The organism is Kribbella swartbergensis, assembly GCF_054784135.1.
Genome location: NZ_BAAGPM010000026.1, coordinates 392,528 through 408,931, shown reverse-complemented (window position 1 = coordinate 408,931; position 16,404 = coordinate 392,528). Strand labels below are relative to the sequence as shown.

The window sequence follows — 16,404 nt, the reverse complement described above, 5'->3', positions numbered from 1 at the left end:
GCGTTCGTCCTGAGCCAGGATCAAACTCTCCGTTGAAAAATATAGACAAACCAGCCAAAAGACCGGCGAGTCAACAACTAAAGTTGATCCTTCGAATCAGAAACAATCAAACTGACTTGAATCATATACTTCAAAGGAATCCGTCACAAACAAAGAACAACCACCCCAGAACCCAAAAGGATCCCAGGAAAAGTCACCCAATGCCCATGAACGAGGTTAATGCATCTTTCGGCATTGACTTTCGGCACGCTGTTGAGTTCTCAAGAATCGGACGCACACCGCGCTTCAGACTTTCGTTTGAAGCTCCGGGGCAACTCGCCCAACTTTACTGTTTCGTCCGGGGCCAGTCAAATCGGCCTCTTTCGTCCCAGTCTCCCTGCGCGACCCAGTGACCGAAACCCGCCGAGGCGTGTTTCGGCTTCCGAGACCTTCAGGGAGTTTGTCGGAGGACCGGCCGCTTTCGCGTCCCGCGTCTCGCTCCAACAAGAAGAACATTACTGACATTCGCGGTGCAGATGCAAATCGGGGTCCTGGACCTTGTCCGAGCCCTGACGGAGCGCTCCCGGCACCGGTCAGCCGGCGCCGCCACGATGCAGTGGTCGTCCCTCTGGTCACATCACTCACTCGTGTCTCCACGAGCGACTTCACCCATGATGCCCCACCACGCAAGTGCGGCTCCACGGGTTATCTCCGCACATCGACGTACTGGTGACTCCCCCGCACGTCGCCGTTCCGGAGACGAAGCTTGACCAGGTGGTAGCCGGACAGCCGGCTCCCACCTGTCACGTACTGCACCGTCCAGCAGACGCCTCTCGGCGAGTGGCCGCTCGTAGCGGCTTAGGTTGAGGCCCGGGGTCATGAACCAGACGGCATGAGATGTAACTGGTAGCGGTCGGCAGCTATTCCCGAGTGCAGTCCAGTTCGGCGCCGCCCTGGATGAAGACCAGCCGACTGCCGTTGTCGCGAAGTTCGAGCTCAGCGTCTACCTCTACCGCGGCGAACCTGGTGGCTGACGACGCTCCGAATCGGAGCGGAGGCTGGCCGCCGAAGGTCACCACGAGCCCACTCCCCCAGGCCGCCACGTCCAGCGACACTCGCCCGTTCAGTTTGTAGGCGCCGGCCAGGTTCTCGAGCGTCTCGTCAGTTGGTAGTTCCGGTTCATCGACTTCTTGCGGGTAGTCATTCCACCCGTAGGCCCGGGCAAGGGCAGCAAAGGCCCGCTGTACAACCCAGCTCCCGTTGGCGCCGTTGGTCATGACGGCTGCGCCCTGTCCGGTGTCTCGGTAGGCAAGCAGGTGGCAGCAGTACCCCTCATTGCCACCGCTGTGACCGAACCGCTCTCCTCCATTGCCGAGGAAGAGACCGAGCCCCAGGTGACTCAAGCCACCGATTCGAGCGGTTGCAGCGATGTGTGGTGTCAGGAGGTCGCGTGCCAGGCCCGGTGAGAGCAGGGCACCGTCTGCGCCCGCATAGGTCTGCTGGACCGCGATGGCGAATTTGGCTAGGTCTGTTGGCGTCGTCCAGAGCCCAGCCGCAGCCAGCTCCGGGTAGCTGTGCCAGCGCCCAGGCACCGGGCGCCCCAACTCGTCGTGTGCTGTCGCGGCCCTGTCATGGAGCGCAGGTGGCAGCGGCTGCGCGTAATCGCTGTCTGACATCCCGATTGGCTCCAGCACCAGTTCCTGTGCGAGTTGCTGGAATGGCGTGCCGGTCACGTCCTCCAGGAGTTGCTGCAGTACGACGGTGCCCCCACCGGAGTACCGGAACTGGGTACCAGGCACGATGTCGACGCGGACGCCGAACGTGTTGGTCGGCGCGGTTCCGTCAAGGATCTGGACGGTGGTGGGAAGTGTGGTGCCCCGGCGGTAGCCCGGAAAGCCATGCACGGTCAGCCCTGCGCTGTGACTCGCGAGCTGGCGCAACGTGACCACAGGCTGCCAAAGCCCCGTCGGCGGAACCTGCCAAGACGTGAGCCGGCGGTTCACGTCCTCATCGAGATCCAACAGCCCGCGGTCCACCAGCCGGAGCATCGCGAATACGGCGACGGGCTTGCTGATCGAGCAGGCTTGGAACAACGTTCCGGGGACAACGGCAGCGGGTTCGCCGGCCTGAACGACACCGGTACAACCGACATCGACGACCTCGCCCCCGTCGATCACCGCCCAACTGGCTCCCGGTACCTGGAACATCTCGAGTTCCGGCGAGATCTCGTCGTACAGAGCGCTCATCCGCGCCTCCCTGCTTCGGTGAGTCGGAGCCTACGGCCGCGACCGGGTCGGCATGCAGGGCGGCGTCACCGCACCAAGACGAGCCCGCCGCGGCGTGTCCGCGACAGGCTCGTGGCTTGGGCTACCTCGAGGGTTGTGGTGCGGTGCAGTCGATCTTCGGGTTCGCGCCGAGGTAGTTCAGCGGACCGACGACGATGGTCACCAGCACCGTGCCCACCTTGGCGCACGTCGCGTCGGACCCCGCGAAGTAGTTCCGCTGGGCGGCGGCCGCCAGGCCGATGAGCAACCAGACGACAAGGAGAATCGCCACCGTTCGGGAACCAGTCGTAGACGCTCTACGAGTGCGCATGTCCACCTCCTGGGCTGGGCGCACCCCCGTGTGGAATCGCTGTTCCGGTTCCCGCCACGGTGCCCGGAGAAACGGTGCGGATCAGACCTCGCGGCAGTCGTAGTACGGCTTGATGTGGGTGTTCACGTATGCGCCGATGCTGGGTGCCGCCAGCAGGGCGGCGAAAGTTGTCTGCGGAACCTCGTAGTACTGGTAGGTGGAGCCGTTGACGTATTCGAGCTCCAACGTGCCGTGGGACCAGCCGACCGATCGCACACTCGACGAGTTCACCAGTCGCCGCCTCACAAGTGCTCCTCTCGGTAGGTCGTACGTCGGCTCAGTGTGCCGGTGTTCGCTCAGGCTCGGCGGATTCCAAGCGCGCCACGGCGCGCGCAAGCTCGCCGAGTGCCTCGTTGAGTTGGCTGAGCACATCCGGGTCCAACACGATCTGGGGCTCGTCGAGGCCCACATTCGCCGCGAACCTGACCCGGGCGTCTGGAGGCGCCTGTCTGAGCGAGGCGTCGAGTGCTTGCTGAAGCGGAGGGCTGGGCTGCATGTCCGGGCGTTCCCGCCACTTCGTGACCGTCCGTGGAGCGACGCCGAGCTGCTCGGCGAACGCCTCGTTGGTCAGCCGAAGCGCATCGCGCAAGGCATGCGCGTGCCGGCCGGTCCACCTCTCGATGATCGTCATCGGTATCTCTCCCCTGCGCGTCGATCACTCCTTGCAATCAGAGTACGGCGATCCGGTGATCGGGAGAGTGCCCGAATTTTGCCCTGTGGATACCTGTTCAGTTCATGGTGAGGACAGCGCTTCGGGCGTTGACTGTCGGGCATGGACGAGATCAGCGGTCGAACCACGACGCTGCTGCGGACGACCCCGCGGCGGCGTCATCTGAAAGTCGCGAACAAGTCCGGGCCACGCTGTTTCCAGCTGGTCCGTCATGTCGACGTCTCCGGTGTCAGCGGTACGGGCGTCGTCGCCGAGGGCGTCGAGTGGACCGACGGAACCGTCGCCCTGCACTGGGGTGGGCGCTACCCGACGACCACCGTGTGGCCGGACGGGATCGATGCGCTCCTCACCGTCCACGGTCACAACGGCGCGACCACCATTCACTGGCTGGATGGGTGACATGCGCACCCGAACTCGGTGGGGCGGGCCCACCCTGCAGCCGGCCCGCCCCACCGGCCTACTGCGAATAGAACTCTTCTCGATACTCGCCTTTCACCCGCTCGCTCGACGGCTTTGTGGCGCCGTTGGCAGCGGTGTCGCCGGGGGATGGTTGCCGGACGGACCTGTTGGTGGAGCGGTGATCGGTCGATGCCGCGCCGGCCCGGTTGCCCGGCTCTGGCTCTGGTTCTGGGGCGGTGGCTTCGCGTGCAGGCTCGCCGGCTTCGAGGAGGTGGTCGACGGCTGAGTTGAAGTCGAGCGCGGCACGGGTCGGCTCGCCCCCGTCGATGTCGTCGGGGGACGTGCGTCGGACCGGACGATCGTTGGCTGCGTCGGACAGTTCGGCGAGGGTGTCGAGGAGGCCGACGGCGGTCTCTACCTCGCCGGGGTTGTTGGCCAGCCACCAGACGGCCGCCGAGCCGGGCGTGGCGAAGACGTCGTTCTTCAGGTACGCGCGTTTGTCCTGCTCCATCCGGCATTCGAGCAGCGTGGTCTGTTCGCGGCGATGCAGAGCGGCGAGGTGCTGGAGGTGTTTCTGGTCGGCGTCCGGCAGGCGGAGGCGCACTTCGGTCGCCCAGCAGCGCACCTGGCCCTTCTCGTCGAGCGCTGGCTCTCCGAGGATGGCGGCCAGGCGGTGCTGGTTGAGCGATTCTTCGGTCACCTGCTGAGTCGCGGTCAACGCCCTGGCGCGCTCGAGCAATGCGTCCACCGCGACTGCGCCGAGGTCGGCGTGCCGCGAACCGGAAAGCACGGTCGACCACTGCACGACCGCGGAGAAGCTGAACTGGAAGTCGGGCGAGGCAGACGGCAGACGTACGTCGGCAACCGTGCGCGATGGTGGTCCGGTGAAGACGGGCTCGTGGTCCGGGAGTACGACGGATGGCGCGGGCGTCGGCGCGGTCACGACCGGGCGCGGCGGATCCGGGCGCGGCGGATCGGGTTGCTTCCAGACCGCGGCGAGCAGAACGAGTAGTACCACCGTGAGCACGACCGCGGCCCAGCCCGGTAGGCCGACGATGAGGCAGACGACGTACAGAACCAGCACGATGACGGCAGCTGTGAGGAGTGAGTTCCGATGGAGCTTCATGGTGGCGTTCCTTCACCACGTCGGCGGACGGCAGGCGGTCGGCCAATGCGTACCGGACGGCTTCCCCGTCCTCCCGCCACCCGGGTCACCGGCAACCCAGAGCGGGCCTCGCCACACAACGAGGCCACAAGCAGTTTCCCATCCTTAACCCAAAGTAGCCGCGCTCCGCGTGTCGGGACCTTGTAAGCGGCCCTATGCAGCCGACCGTGAATGGTGGGAGCGACGCGGGCCTTGCCCCCTCCAGCTGACCTTGTGGACGGGTCAGCCGGTGAGGGAGCGGAGGGCTCGGCGGGAGGGGGTCAGGAGGACTGGTTTGTAGGGGCAGCGGGCGTCGGTGAGGGTTTCGTAGGCGCGGATGGCTCGGTTGGCCGCGTCCCAGCCTTGTTCGTCGGGGCTGCGGCCGAGACCGCGGTTGCGGACCAGGGCGCCGTAGAAGGCGGAGCAGAAGACGGTTGCCTCGTACCAGCCGATGACTGTGCTGGTGCCGATGTAGGTGATGTCGCCCTGCAGGCAGTCGCGGATGGCGCGTTGCCACTTGCCGATGCCGGTCTTGCAGCCGTCGGCGATGACGACGCCGCTGGCGATGCCCCATTGGCGGTCGAGGAACCAGTCGGCGAGCGATCTCAGCGAGACCTGGGTCTGGCCGTCGGTGGAAAGGAACGACGGTTCCTCGCTGTGGTCACCGTGAGCCATGACGTGCAGGACGCTTGACGGGGTGGTGAGGGCGGAGAAAGCCGTCTCGTGGTCGCGGGTGCGGACGAAGTTCACGTCGATCACGGGCCGGTCCCAGCCGGCGTTGATATTTCCGGTGATGGCCTGGACGAAGGTCATCGACGCGTCGAACGAGCTGTCGAGACCAAGGTCCACCAGAGTGATCAGCCGGTTCCGCATTCGCCCACCCCTCCCGCACGATCCGATCCGCCGCACCATGATGAACCACGCCGCCGACACTCCGCTCCCATCTTCCGGTCGGCTGAGACAGGTCCTGCCAATCACAGGTGCACTGGCACAGGCGGCGCGGCTGGCGTAGGCGCGGTTCCGGCGTGAGTCGCGTGACGAGTCTCACGAGGTCGGTACGACATGCGCGCGGTGAGCGGGATCGAGGTACGGCGGGGGTGGGACGCGTAGGGCTGGGCGGACTGGATCGGCGTACGGCGGGTTGAGCCGGGGCGGCGGCGTACGGGCGGGATGGGCCGGCGCGACATACGGCGGCGTGGGGGCGGCGCGACGGCGGCGTGGGCCTGGGCGGCATACGGCAGCGTGGGCAGGCGCGACGTACGACTGCGTGGGCGGGCGCGGCGTAGGCGGACGGGGTGACTGAAACGACGACGGTGGGATCGGCCGGGACGGCGCACGAGGGGTCTGGGCCCGAGACGGGGTACGGCGGGGTGCGCCCGCGACGGCGCACGGCGGGGTGGGCCCGGGACGCCGCACGCCCGAGGTGGACCGGCGCGAGGTACGGCGGTGTGGGCGGGGCGGCGTACAGCGGCTGGGCGGGCGCGGTGTACGGCTGCGTGGGCGGGCGCGGCGTACGGCGGACGGCGGGAAGACTGGAACGACGACGGCGGGATCGGCCGGGTGGCGCACGAAGGGGTGGGCCGCGGGACGGCCCATGGCGGCCCGGGACGGCGCACGTCCGAGGTCGACCGGCGCGACCTACGGCGGCGTGGGCGGGGGCGGCGTACGGGGCTGGGCCGGGGCGGCGTACGAGGGCCGGGCGAGGGCGGCGTACGGCGGACGGCGGGAAGACTGGAACGACGACGGCGGGATCGGCCGGGTGGCGCACGACGGGCTGGGCCAGGGACGGCGCACGAGGGGGTGGTCCCGGAGGGATACGGCGGGGTGGGCTCTGGACGGCGTACGCCCGGGGTGGTGCGGGACGGCGTACGGCCGAGGTGGGGCCGGGTCGCGTACGGCCGAGGGGGCCGGGTCGCGTACGCCCGAGGTGGAGCGGGCCGACGTGCGGCGGGGTGGGGTGGGTTGGAGGGTGCCTTTGCTGGTGGGCTGATGGTGGGTGGTGGGCGGGGGTGGGTGCGGAGGAGGTGGGGCTACTTCTGGGCGATGTAGTAGGTGTTGAAGGCGTCTGCTTCTACGTGGGTTGGGTGGATGGAGGAGAAGCCGGCTTCGGTGAGGAGGTGGTGGGCTTTTTGTTCGCCCCAGACTGTGCCGAGGGCTTCGCCGCCGAGGGAGAGCGAGACGGTCATGCAGTGCATGGTCGAGATGCCGTACAGGAAGGTGGCGAACGGGTGGTCCAGGTTGTCCTCGAGGTTGCTCGACGCCTGGATGTCGACCATGAGGAAAACGCCGCCGGGGCGTAGCGACTCCGCGATGGCGGCGAGGACCTGGGCGGGATGCGCCTGGTCGTGGATCGCGTCGAAGGCGGTGACGAGATCGAACCGTTCGTGCTCGTCCAGTTCGGCGGCGTCGCGTTCGACGAACTCCGCGTTGGTGAGGCCCAGGGAAGCAGCTTCGGCGCGGGCGGCCGCGATGCCTTCGGCCGAGAAGTCGTAGCCGACGCAGCGGCTGCGCGGATAGGCGGAGGCGATCAGGTTGATCGCGTGCCCGCTGCCGCAGCCGATGTCGGCTACGTCGATGCCTTGTTCGAGGCGGGCAGGCAGTCCGGGTACGAGCGGCAGGATCCCGTCGATCAGGGCCGCGTCGAAGACCGCGCCGCTGTCCTCTGCCATCAGGCGATGAAACTCGGTGTACTGCGAGTACGGGACACCCCCACCGCGCCGGAAGCACTCCACCACCGACGACTCGACGCCGGCCAGCAGCGCGATGAACTGGGTCGCCGCCGCGAGGTTGTCCGGGCCGGCCGCTCGGGTCAGGAAGGCGGCGTGTTCGCGCGGCAACCAGTAGGTGCGGTCGCGGGCGTCGTACTCGACGATCCGGGCGACGGTCATCGCGCCGAGCCACTCGCGGACGTATCGCTCCTGCAGACCGGCGGCGCCGGCGATTTCATGGCTGGTGGCCGGTGGCAGGTCCGCGAGGGTGTCGTAGAGGCCGACCTGGTGTCCGATGCTCGTCAGCAGCGCAAGTGTTCCGTGATTCAGTACGTCGCCCATCTGCTGACCAAACGCCTCGAGGCGAGTCGGGTCCAGCACTGTCTCGCTCATGGTGGTCTCCCCCAAACTGTGGATGCCTGACCGCAGCATCACGCCGGGAGCGCACCCGGAGCATCGGTGAACTCGCCTATTCGCTCGCGCGGGTGAGGTAGGCGGCGGCCTCGGTGCGGTTTCGTACGCCGAGTTTGGAGAGGATGCTGGCCACGTGGTGCTCGACGGTACGGCGGCTGATGTAAAGCCGAGCCGCGATCTCCGGATTGGGCAGTCCCTCGGCCAGTACGGCGAGGACGTCACGCTCGCGCTTGGTCAGCAAACCGAGCCCACGGGGGCCAACTCGGGCAGCACTGGCGCCAGAAGCACGCAGCCAGGCGGCAGCCGCGTCCGCATCGACAGCCGCACCCAGATCCTCGAACACCGCGAGGGCCATCCGGGCCTCGGCAACAGCGGGAGCAGGTTCGTAGGAGCACATGGCCTGTGCGACCAGCATCCGGGTACGCGCGACCTCCAGAGGCATCTCCAGCAGACCAAACCATGTCTGCGCAGCCGCCAGCCGGGCCACGGCGTCGCGAGGCTTGCCCTCCGCCAGAAGGACTCGTCCACACAGTCGGGCAGCGCGTGCTGCGATCAGACCGCTGTCGGTCGTCGTACCTAATGCGGACAGCCGCTCTGCCTCGGCGGACGCGCCGGCAGCGTCACCAAGTGCCAGATAGGCGGACCCGAGCACCTCACGGAGCCGGGCCTCCTCCAGAGGGGTCGCATCGTCGAGATGGCGACGTACCAGCGAGACAGCCACCGCCACCTCCCCCGCAGCCAGATAGGTCGCTGCCAGCACCGGGTGTACGACGCCACGGTCCTCGAAACCGGTGAGAAGACGCCGCGCCTCGCCGACGAGGCCCTGGCCGAGTCTGAGCTCTGCTAGGAAGGCAGCCGCCTCCGCCTGGACAGCCGGTAGGGCGTCGCGCGCCAACTCCACTGCAGCGGTCAGTTCTTTCTCGGCGCGTGGCCAGTCACCAGTAGCAACCAGTACGGCGCCGTACGACGAGCGGCACGATGCGTGGAGGTACGGACAGCCGTAGCGCTCGATGAAGCCGTCGAGCGAGCGTGTCCACTGCACCACTCGCAGGAAGTCGGCGCCGCGTACGCACGACCGCATCAGCAGACAACTGGTAAGGACAACTGTGTCGGGCCGAGCACCCTCACCACCGAGCGCACCGGCCAAAGCCTCGTCCAGCAGGGCAGTCCCCTCGATGACTTGGCCCAAGTTGATGAGAGCCGAGCCCCACATGCTGAGTGCGCACAGTTCGAGGTCCCGATCCCCTGCCTCGGCGCCAACGTCGTACGCCTCTTCAGACCAAGCGGCAGCGCCAGCAACGTCGTCAGTGGCACCGGCGCGTGCCAGCGAGGCCCACGCCGACACAACAGGGTTGCCGACCTCTGCAGCCACCCGGACCGCTCGAGCGGCCCACCCCTGCGCTGCCGCCCGGTCGCCGAAGTTGGCGTCGTACAGCAGGCTGAGACCGAGTGCCGTGAAGACGGCTTCGGCCGGGTTGGTACGGCGGAACAGCGCGTAGGCACGTTCCCAGGAAGAGAAGGCGGCCCGGACGTCGCCCAGCCACCACTGGGCGTTCCCCAGCCCGGCAAGGCCCTCGGCGGTCTCTCTGACCCCGTCGGACCCGAACGCGGCGATCGCCGCCACCCAGTCCCCGTCGCCGAGCGCCTGCTCCCCGGCCGCGAGGAGACCGTCGATCTCCTCCACAGCTCGACGGTAGACGCGCTGCGGCCCCCGGGGAAAGTGGGAAGTCCCGGGGGCCGTGGCGCTTTCAGTCAACGGTCAGCAGCAGCGTCAGCTCCACACCAGCAGCAGCGTCAGCTGCAGACCGGTAGCAGCGTCAGCTGCAGCCGGAGGTGCTGCCGCAGCCTTCGCAGACGTAGCAGGATCCGCTGGGCCGCATCTTGGTGCCGCAGGTGAAGCACAGCGGTGCGTCGACCGAGGTGCCGGTGATGAGTTCGAACATCTCGGCTGTCGTGTGCGCCTCACCCTTCGCCGGCTTCGAGACCGCGGCGTCGGCGGGCTTGTCGGCCTTCTCGGCCACCGGCTCGACCGACTTCAGGGACTCGGCCTCGGAGACCTCGGCCGGGGCCGGCTCGTAGGAGCCGGTGTCGAGCTGCCGGGCCCGCTCCTCCGCGGAGTAGATGCCCAGGGCGGCCCGCTCCTCGAACGGGAGGTAGTCCAGCGCCAGCCGGCGGAAGATGTAGTCCATGATCGACTGCGCCATCCGGACGTCCGGGTCGTCGGTCAGACCGGCCGGCTCGAACTTCAGGTTGGTGAACTTCTGGACGTAGGTCTCCAGCGGTACGCCGTGCTGCAGGGCGATCGAGATCGCGATCGAGAAGGCGTCCATCACACCGGCCAGGGTCGAACCCTGCTTGCCCATCTTCAGGAAGACCTCGCCCAGACCGTCGTCGGGGTAGGAGCCCGCGGTCATGTAGCCCTCGGCGCCGCCGACGCTGAACGACGTGGTCCGCGACGGCCGCGACTTCGGCAGGCGCTTGCGGGTCGGCCGGTACTCGATCACCTTCTCGACGACCTTCTCCGGCTCGGCCTGCACCGCCTTCTTCGCCTTCGCGTCCGCCAGCGGCTGGCCGACCTTGCAGTTGTCGCGGTACACCGCGAGCGCCTTCAGGCCAAGCTTCCAGCCCTGGAAGTAGACGTCGGCGATCTCCTCGACCGTCGCGGTCTCCGGGAGGTTGACCGTCTTCGAGATCGCGCCGGACAGGAACGGCTGGCAGGCCGCCATCATCCGGACGTGGCCCATCGGCTTGATCGCCCGCTCACCCATCGCGGTGTCGAAGATCTCGTAGTGCTCCGGCTTCAGGCCGGGCGCGTCCACGACGTGGCCGTGCTCGGAGATGTACTCGACGATCGCCTCGATCGTCTCCTCGGTGTAGCCGTACTTGCGCAGCGCCCGCGGCACCGTCTGGTTGACGATCTGCATCGAACCGCCGCCGACCAGCTTCTTGAACTTGACCAGCGAGAAGTCCGGCTCGATGCCCGTGGTGTCGCAGTCCATCATGAAGCCGATGGTCCCGGTCGGCGCGAGCACCGACGCCTGGGCGTTGCGCCAGCCGTTCTTCGCACCGATCTTCAGTACGGCGTCCCACGCCGCGGTGGCGTGCTTCTGGACGTCCTTGTCGATCTCGTGCATGGTCCGGATCGCGTCGTTGGCCGCGGCGTGCTTGCGCATCACCCGGGTGTGCGCGTCCTTGTTCCGCTCGAAGCCGTCGTACGGGCCGACGACACCGGCCAGCTCGGCCGACCGCTTGTACGACGTACCGGTCATCAGCGAGGTGATAGCGCCCGCCAGTGCGCGACCACCGTCGGAGTCGTACGCGTGACCCGTTGCCATCAGCAACGCACCGAGGTTGGCGTAGCCGATGCCCAGCTGCCGGTACGCGCGGGTGGTCTCGCCGATCGCCTCGGTCGGGAAGTCGGCGAAGCAGATCGAGATGTCCATCGCGGTGATGATCAGCTCGACCGCCTTGACGAACTTCTCGGAGTCGAACATGTCGTCGTCGCGGAGGAACTTCATCAGGTTCAGCGACGCCAGGTTGCAGGACGAGTTGTCCAGGTGCATGTACTCCGAGCACGGGTTGGACGCGGTGATCCGGCCCGTCTCCGGCGTGGTGTGCCAGTCGTTGATGGTGTCGTCGTACTGCAGCCCCGGGTCGGCGCAGGCCCACGCGGCGTGCGCGATCTTGTCGAACAGCTCACGCGCCTCGACGGTCTCGATCACCGAGTTGTCCAGCCGTGCCCGCAGGCCGAAGGTGCCCTTCTCCTCGACCGCGCGCATGAACTCGTCGCTGACCCGGACCGAGTTGTTCGCGTTCTGGTACTGCACCGAGGTGATGTCGCGGCCGCCGAGGTCCATGTCGAACCCGGCGTCGCGGAGGACGCGGATCTTCTCCTCCTCGCGCATCTTGGTCTCGACGAACTCCTCGATGTCGGGGTGGTCGACGTCGAGCACGACCATCTTGGCCGCGCGCCGGGTGGCGCCGCCGGACTTGATCGTGCCGGCGCTCGCGTCCGCACCGCGCATGAAGGAGACCGGGCCGGACGCCGTCCCGCCGCTGGACTGCAGCAGCTCCTTGGAGGAGCGGATCCGGGACAGGTTCAGGCCGGCGCCGGAGCCGCCCTTGAAGATCAGCCCCTCTTCCTTGTACCAGTTCAGGATCGAGTCCATCGAGTCGTCGACGGCGAGGATGAAGCAGGCCGACACCTGCTGCGGCGAGGACGTCCCGACGTTGAACCAGACCGGTGAGTTGAAGCTGAAGTACTGGTGCAGCAGCATCCAGGTGATCTCGTGCTCGAACACCTCCGCGTCCGTCGGCGTGGCGAAGTACCCGTAGTCCTCGCCGGCCTTGCGGTAGGTCTTGACCACCCGGTCGAGCAGTTGCTTGAGGCTCCACTCGCGGTTGTCGTGCCCGACCGCGCCGCGGAAGTACTTCGTGGTGACGATAGTGGACGCGTTCACGCTCCAGAAGTCGGGGAACTCGACCCCGCGCTGCTCGAAGACGGTCTCACCGGTCTTCCAGTTCTGCTGGACGACGTCGCGGCGCTCCCACGTCACCTCGTCGTACGGATGTACTCCCTCGGTCGTGAAGATGCGCTCGATGGTGAGTCCCGCGGGCGCGTTCTTCCGCCCGCGGAACCCGGCCGCCGACCTCTTGGTCGACCCCGAGTGGCCGGTCACCGTCTCTGTCATGGTTGCTCCTCGCCCTGTGTCTGTACTGCCGCGGTCTGTCGGGACCGCCCCGTGAGTACTGCGTGACTGCTCAACCGCTCCTACCGCCTGACTACTGGTTCCCCGATTTACGTCTTCTGGGTCGGCTTCAGCGGGCGCGGCTCGGTGCCTTCCGGCTCCTTCTCCGCCCGAAGCAGCGCGATCTCCGTCTCGAAGTCGTCGGCGGACTCGAACTGCCGGTACACGCTCGCGAACCGCAGGTAGGCGACCTCGTCGAGCTCCCGCAGCGGCCCGAGGATCGCGAGCCCGACCTCGTGCGCGGGCACCTCCGGCGAGCCGCTCGCCTTGAGCGCGTCCTCGACCTGCTGGCCCAGCCGGGCCAGTGCGTCGACGTCCACCGGCCGGCCCTTGCAGGCCTTGCCGACCCCGCTGATGACCTTCTCCCGGCTGAACGGCTCGGTCGCGCCGGAGCGCTTCACGACCGTGAGCTGCATCTGCTCGACGGTGGTGAACCGCTTCTCGCAGACCGGGCACTGCCGGCGCCGGCGGATCGCTCCGCCGTCCTCGGCCACCCGGCTGTCGACCACCCGGGAATCGGCGTGCCGGCAATACGGACAGTGCACGACGAATCTCCTCCCGTGAGGCCGCCGCGAGGGCGCCCTGTGGATCAGCCTGGGGACAACTTGTGCGTAACCGACCACTACCTGTGGAAAATTACACCCGTGTAACCACTACATCTAGGGATCCTAGATCGCTGCTCCGACAGTTTGCAAGAACGCCGAAATGTCGGGCGCGTCCCACGCTCCCCTGTCTGTTCCAACGCTCGCGCGGCCTCGTAAAGTCCCGCGTGGCGCCACGATGACCGGCCGGAGGAGGCGCAGACTGTGCGCCGCCAAAGGTTCAGGAGATCAGGCCGGCACAAGCCGGAATCGGGCCACGCCGGGCGGGCCTCACCGAGTCGGGGAGGCACCCGGCGTACGGCGGAGATGCTCGGCGAGCAGCCGCAGCATGCTCTCCGGCGGTACTGCGGCGGGCGGGCGGACCGCGTCGGACGAGATCAACCCGCGCAACACCAGGCTTCGCTTCCGCAACGCCAGCGCGATACCGGCCTGGAACTCGAAGTTGACCAGCGGGAGGTAGTCCCGCCAGACCTCGCGGGCTGCCCCGAACCCGCCGTCCCGGAAAGCCTGGACACACGCGAGCAGCCCCTCGGGAACCGAGAAGCCGGTCATCGCGCCGGCCGCGCCGACGGCCAGTTCGTCGAGCAGGCAGGTGCCGCCGAGGCCGCCGAAGACCGGTACGTCGAGTCCGGCCGCCAACTGGGCGACGGCCGGCGGGCTCGGCGACGACTCGGACTTCAGCGCGACCACGGACGGGACGTTGCGTACGGCGGTGACAAGGTCGGCGGTGGCGATCGAGATGCCGCTGATCGCCGGGTAGTCCTGGACGACGAGCGGTCGTCCGGTGCGGTCCGCGACGTCGTTCAGGTGGTTGCACAAGGCATCCGGATCGCCGGAGTTCACCTGAACCATGAGTCCGGCGAGGCGATCGCCGACGACTGGCAGCACGTTGGACGCCTCGGCGCAGACCTCGTCGATCCCGAGGGCGCTGACGCCGATCACGAGAGGCAACTCGGACGACGAGGCAACCACCGTTTCGACGACGCTACGGCGTTCCTCCGGCGTCAGCCGGGCCGCTTCGCCGAAGACGCCGAGCACGGTCAGCCCGGTCGCGCCGATCGATTCGTAGTGCCTGACCTGCCGTGCCAGCGACTCCGTGTCGACGGCCGAGCCGTCCGAAGTCAGCGGAGTCGCCAGCACACCCCACACTCCGGGATCCAACGTCATGGAGCTCCTCTCGGCATGACCGCGGCGGCCACGTTGCTCCCGATCATGCCCGCTCCCGACGAGTGCGGCGACCGTCAGCGCACTGCGAGTGCGGTGGCCTCGGCGACGATCTGCTGGCGGCGTACGGCGGTCAGGCCGCGAGCCGCCGGGGTGTTCGCGTACGACGCGAGGACGGCGTACTGCTTCTGGCCGAGCAGGGTGGTCATCGTCGAGACGGTCGACGGGGTCGCGCCCGAGGTCAGGACGAGGTGGGCCAACCCGGTCGACGTCGCGATCACCTCGAAGCTGCTCTCCACCCTCGAGCCCGCGACGGTCGCCGTCAGGACGTGCTTGCCGGCGGTCAACGCGGTGGTGTCGACAATCGACCCGTTGACAATCGGCACTCCGTCGAGCGTGATCGCGACCGGCTCGGCGGAGTTGTTGCCGACGGCAACACGCAGGAGCTGCGCCCGGTCGATCCGCTCCCCCGGCCCCGGGCTGAGGATGGTCGCGGCCGGCTTGATCCGCTGGGTGAAGGCGGCGTTCCAGCCCGCCAGCTCGGCCGGCCGGTTGGTGATGATGCCGTCGACGCCGGCCTTCTCCAGAGCGTTCCAGCGGTTCGCGTCGTCCACCGTCCACACGTTCACCGCGACGCCGATGGCGTGCAGCTCGGCGACGATCCCCGGACGGGTCTGGAACGCGCCGTCCGACGGGTTGTACGCCGAGAGCTCCAGATCCTTGGCGATCGCGACCGGATCGGGGTCGAGCGTCGACCGCAACAGGCCGAGCGGGAGTTCCGGCGCGAGTTCGCGGACCCACCGCAGGTGCTGCGGCTCGAAGCTCTGCACGAACACGCGGCTACTCATCCCGCGCCCGTGGATCTCCTGCACGATCCGAGCGACCGACTCGCGGGTGTGGGCGCCCTTGACCTCGAGCAGCAGGTTGCCACCGCGCGTCCTGAGTCCGTCTAGCTGAGACCCCAGCGTCGGCACACGCTGGCCGGCGAACGCGGGCGCGAACCACGACCCGGCGTCGAGCCCGGCCACCTCGGCCGCGGTCAGCGACCGGATCGCGCCGGTGCCGTCGGTGGTGCGGTCGACGGTGGTGTCGTGCAGGATCACCGGTACGCCGTCCTTCGTCGGCTGTACGTCGTTCTCGATCCACTCGGCCCGGGCACGACGGGCGACCTCGTCCGACGCGGCCGTGTTCTCCGGCGCGGACGAGGACGCGCCGCGGTGCGCCCACACTCGGAGCGGCGCACCCGGCTTGCGGATGAACGACTCCTTCTCCAGCGGCGTAACGGTCAGGTCGTCGAACGAGACGGTCGCGCCGTTGACGAGCAGCCCCTGAACGCCCGTCGTACTGCGGTTGACCATCGTGGTGCGCAGTGACTCGCGGCCGTCGACGTACCAGGTCGCCCGGGTGCCACGGACCTCGACCGCGACGGCGACCTCCTTGCCGACACCGACCTGGACGGGTGCGGCGCCGGTGTCGGTGACGTTCCAGGTGTTGGCGGCCGTGCGCTGGGCGAACTCGAGTCCGTTGGCGGCGGTCGAGCCGTTGCGCAGGGTCGCGATCGACCACGGGACGGCGCCGCTCGGGGCGAGGTCGAGCCCGAACGCGACCCATCGGGCACCGTCGAGCGCGGACTCGAAGCGCAGATGACTCTCGATCCGGAAGTCGGTCAGTGGGCTGCCGAAGGTGATGCGGCTCTGCTGGCCGGAACTGGCCGACGTACCGACCAGCCGGCCGCCCTGCACTTTCCAGGTCCCCTCGACGGGCGTCCAGCCGGCGGGCAACGCCGTACCGTCGAAGGTCTCGTTGACCGTGGGCGCGACGGCCGGCGCGGCAATCGGCTCCGCGACCGCGGCGGGCGTGGTCAGGAAGGCGGTAATGGTGGCTCCGGTGGCGAGAGCGGCCAGAACTGCACGGGGGCGGCGTGACATGAGCATCATGGCCA

At 68.1% G+C, this 16,404-nt stretch carries 14 protein-coding genes; 2 read left to right on the top strand and 12 right to left on the bottom strand.

What is annotated here, in order from left to right:
- Window positions 1-899: 899 nt before the first annotated feature.
- From ACYVOK_RS26045 to ACYVOK_RS26030, 4 genes are all read right to left on the bottom strand, one after another.
- Complete coding sequence (locus ACYVOK_RS26045; protein WP_460665162.1) at window positions 900-2,225, bottom strand: serine hydrolase domain-containing protein; 1,326 nt, start codon at window positions 2,223-2,225, stop codon at window positions 900-902.
- 121 nt (window positions 2,226-2,346) lie between these two features.
- Window positions 2,347-2,535, bottom strand: a complete 189-nt coding sequence (locus ACYVOK_RS26040; RefSeq protein ID WP_460665161.1) for a hypothetical protein — start codon at window positions 2,533-2,535, stop codon at window positions 2,347-2,349.
- A gap of 120 nt (window positions 2,536-2,655) precedes the next feature.
- Window positions 2,656-2,859: a KTSC domain-containing protein gene (locus ACYVOK_RS26035; RefSeq protein WP_460665160.1), complete on the bottom strand. Its 204-nt coding sequence runs from the start codon at window positions 2,857-2,859 to the stop codon at window positions 2,656-2,658.
- A gap of 31 nt (window positions 2,860-2,890) precedes the next feature.
- Complete coding sequence (locus tag ACYVOK_RS26030) at window positions 2,891-3,244, bottom strand: helix-turn-helix domain-containing protein (protein WP_460665159.1); 354 nt, start codon at window positions 3,242-3,244, stop codon at window positions 2,891-2,893.
- Between the two features lie 141 nt (window positions 3,245-3,385).
- Between ACYVOK_RS26030 and ACYVOK_RS26025 the strand changes: the two genes are divergently transcribed.
- Window positions 3,386-3,682, top strand: a complete 297-nt coding sequence (locus ACYVOK_RS26025) for a hypothetical protein (RefSeq protein WP_460665158.1) — start codon at window positions 3,386-3,388, stop codon at window positions 3,680-3,682.
- 58 nt (window positions 3,683-3,740) lie between these two features.
- Here ACYVOK_RS26025 and ACYVOK_RS26020 read toward each other — a convergent pair whose 3' ends face one another.
- A complete protein-coding gene (locus ACYVOK_RS26020; protein WP_460665157.1) occupies window positions 3,741-4,808 on the bottom strand; it encodes a hypothetical protein in 1,068 nt (355 codons plus the stop codon).
- A 261-nt stretch (window positions 4,809-5,069) separates the two neighbouring features.
- Window positions 5,070-5,699, bottom strand: a complete 630-nt coding sequence (locus ACYVOK_RS26015) for a hypothetical protein (protein ID WP_460665156.1) — start codon at window positions 5,697-5,699, stop codon at window positions 5,070-5,072.
- A 721-nt stretch (window positions 5,700-6,420) separates the two neighbouring features.
- Here ACYVOK_RS26015 and ACYVOK_RS26010 point away from each other — a divergent pair.
- On the top strand, window positions 6,421-6,816 hold the full coding sequence (locus ACYVOK_RS26010; RefSeq protein ID WP_460665155.1) for a hypothetical protein: 396 nt from the start codon (window positions 6,421-6,423) through the stop codon (window positions 6,814-6,816).
- Between the two features lie 40 nt (window positions 6,817-6,856).
- Here ACYVOK_RS26010 and ACYVOK_RS26005 read toward each other — a convergent pair whose 3' ends face one another.
- From ACYVOK_RS26005 to ACYVOK_RS25980, 6 genes are all read right to left on the bottom strand, one after another.
- The gene (locus ACYVOK_RS26005) at window positions 6,857-7,927 is read right to left on the bottom strand and encodes a class I SAM-dependent methyltransferase (protein WP_460665154.1); all 1,071 of its coding nucleotides are present in this window, start codon (window positions 7,925-7,927) and stop codon (window positions 6,857-6,859) included.
- Window positions 7,928-8,003: 76 nt separating this feature from the next.
- Window positions 8,004-9,632, bottom strand: a complete 1,629-nt coding sequence (locus ACYVOK_RS26000; RefSeq protein ID WP_460665153.1) for a helix-turn-helix transcriptional regulator — start codon at window positions 9,630-9,632, stop codon at window positions 8,004-8,006.
- 133 nt (window positions 9,633-9,765) lie between these two features.
- Window positions 9,766-12,639 (bottom strand): vitamin B12-dependent ribonucleotide reductase, encoded by a 2,874-nt coding sequence (locus tag ACYVOK_RS25995; protein WP_460665152.1) that lies wholly within the window; start codon window positions 12,637-12,639, stop codon window positions 9,766-9,768.
- Window positions 12,640-12,746: 107 nt separating this feature from the next.
- Window positions 12,747-13,241, bottom strand: coding sequence for a transcriptional regulator NrdR (gene nrdR, locus ACYVOK_RS25990; RefSeq protein WP_460665151.1), 495 nt, complete (start codon window positions 13,239-13,241; stop codon window positions 12,747-12,749).
- A 327-nt stretch (window positions 13,242-13,568) separates the two neighbouring features.
- On the bottom strand, window positions 13,569-14,465 hold the full coding sequence (locus ACYVOK_RS25985; RefSeq protein WP_460665150.1) for a dihydrodipicolinate synthase family protein: 897 nt from the start codon (window positions 14,463-14,465) through the stop codon (window positions 13,569-13,571).
- A 74-nt stretch (window positions 14,466-14,539) separates the two neighbouring features.
- Window positions 14,540-16,399: a glycerophosphodiester phosphodiesterase gene (locus ACYVOK_RS25980; protein ID WP_460665149.1), complete on the bottom strand. Its 1,860-nt coding sequence runs from the start codon at window positions 16,397-16,399 to the stop codon at window positions 14,540-14,542.
- Between the last annotated feature and the right edge of the window lie 5 nt (window positions 16,400-16,404).

Bases quoted from the DNA above. Each gene is read 5' to 3' on its own strand.
- ACYVOK_RS26045 (WP_460665162.1), bottom strand. From the start codon at position 2,225: ATGAGCGCTCTGTACGACGAGATCTCGCCGGAACTCGAGATGTTCCAG.
- ACYVOK_RS26030 (WP_460665159.1), bottom strand. From the start codon at position 3,244: ATGACGATCATCGAGAGGTGGACCGGCCGGCACGCGCATGCCTTGCGC.
- ACYVOK_RS26025 (WP_460665158.1), top strand. From the start codon at position 3,386: ATGGACGAGATCAGCGGTCGAACCACGACGCTGCTGCGGACGACCCCG.
- ACYVOK_RS26020 (WP_460665157.1), bottom strand. From the start codon at position 4,808: ATGAAGCTCCATCGGAACTCACTCCTCACAGCTGCCGTCATCGTGCTG.
- ACYVOK_RS26015 (WP_460665156.1), bottom strand. From the start codon at position 5,699: ATGCGGAACCGGCTGATCACTCTGGTGGACCTTGGTCTCGACAGCTCG.
- ACYVOK_RS26010 (WP_460665155.1), top strand. From the start codon at position 6,421: ATGGCGGCCCGGGACGGCGCACGTCCGAGGTCGACCGGCGCGACCTAC.
- ACYVOK_RS26005 (WP_460665154.1), bottom strand. From the start codon at position 7,927: ATGAGCGAGACAGTGCTGGACCCGACTCGCCTCGAGGCGTTTGGTCAG.
- ACYVOK_RS25995 (WP_460665152.1), bottom strand. From the start codon at position 12,639: ATGACAGAGACGGTGACCGGCCACTCGGGGTCGACCAAGAGGTCGGCG.
- ACYVOK_RS25985 (WP_460665150.1), bottom strand. From the start codon at position 14,465: ATGACGTTGGATCCCGGAGTGTGGGGTGTGCTGGCGACTCCGCTGACT.
- ACYVOK_RS25980 (WP_460665149.1), bottom strand. From the start codon at position 16,399: ATGATGCTCATGTCACGCCGCCCCCGTGCAGTTCTGGCCGCTCTCGCC.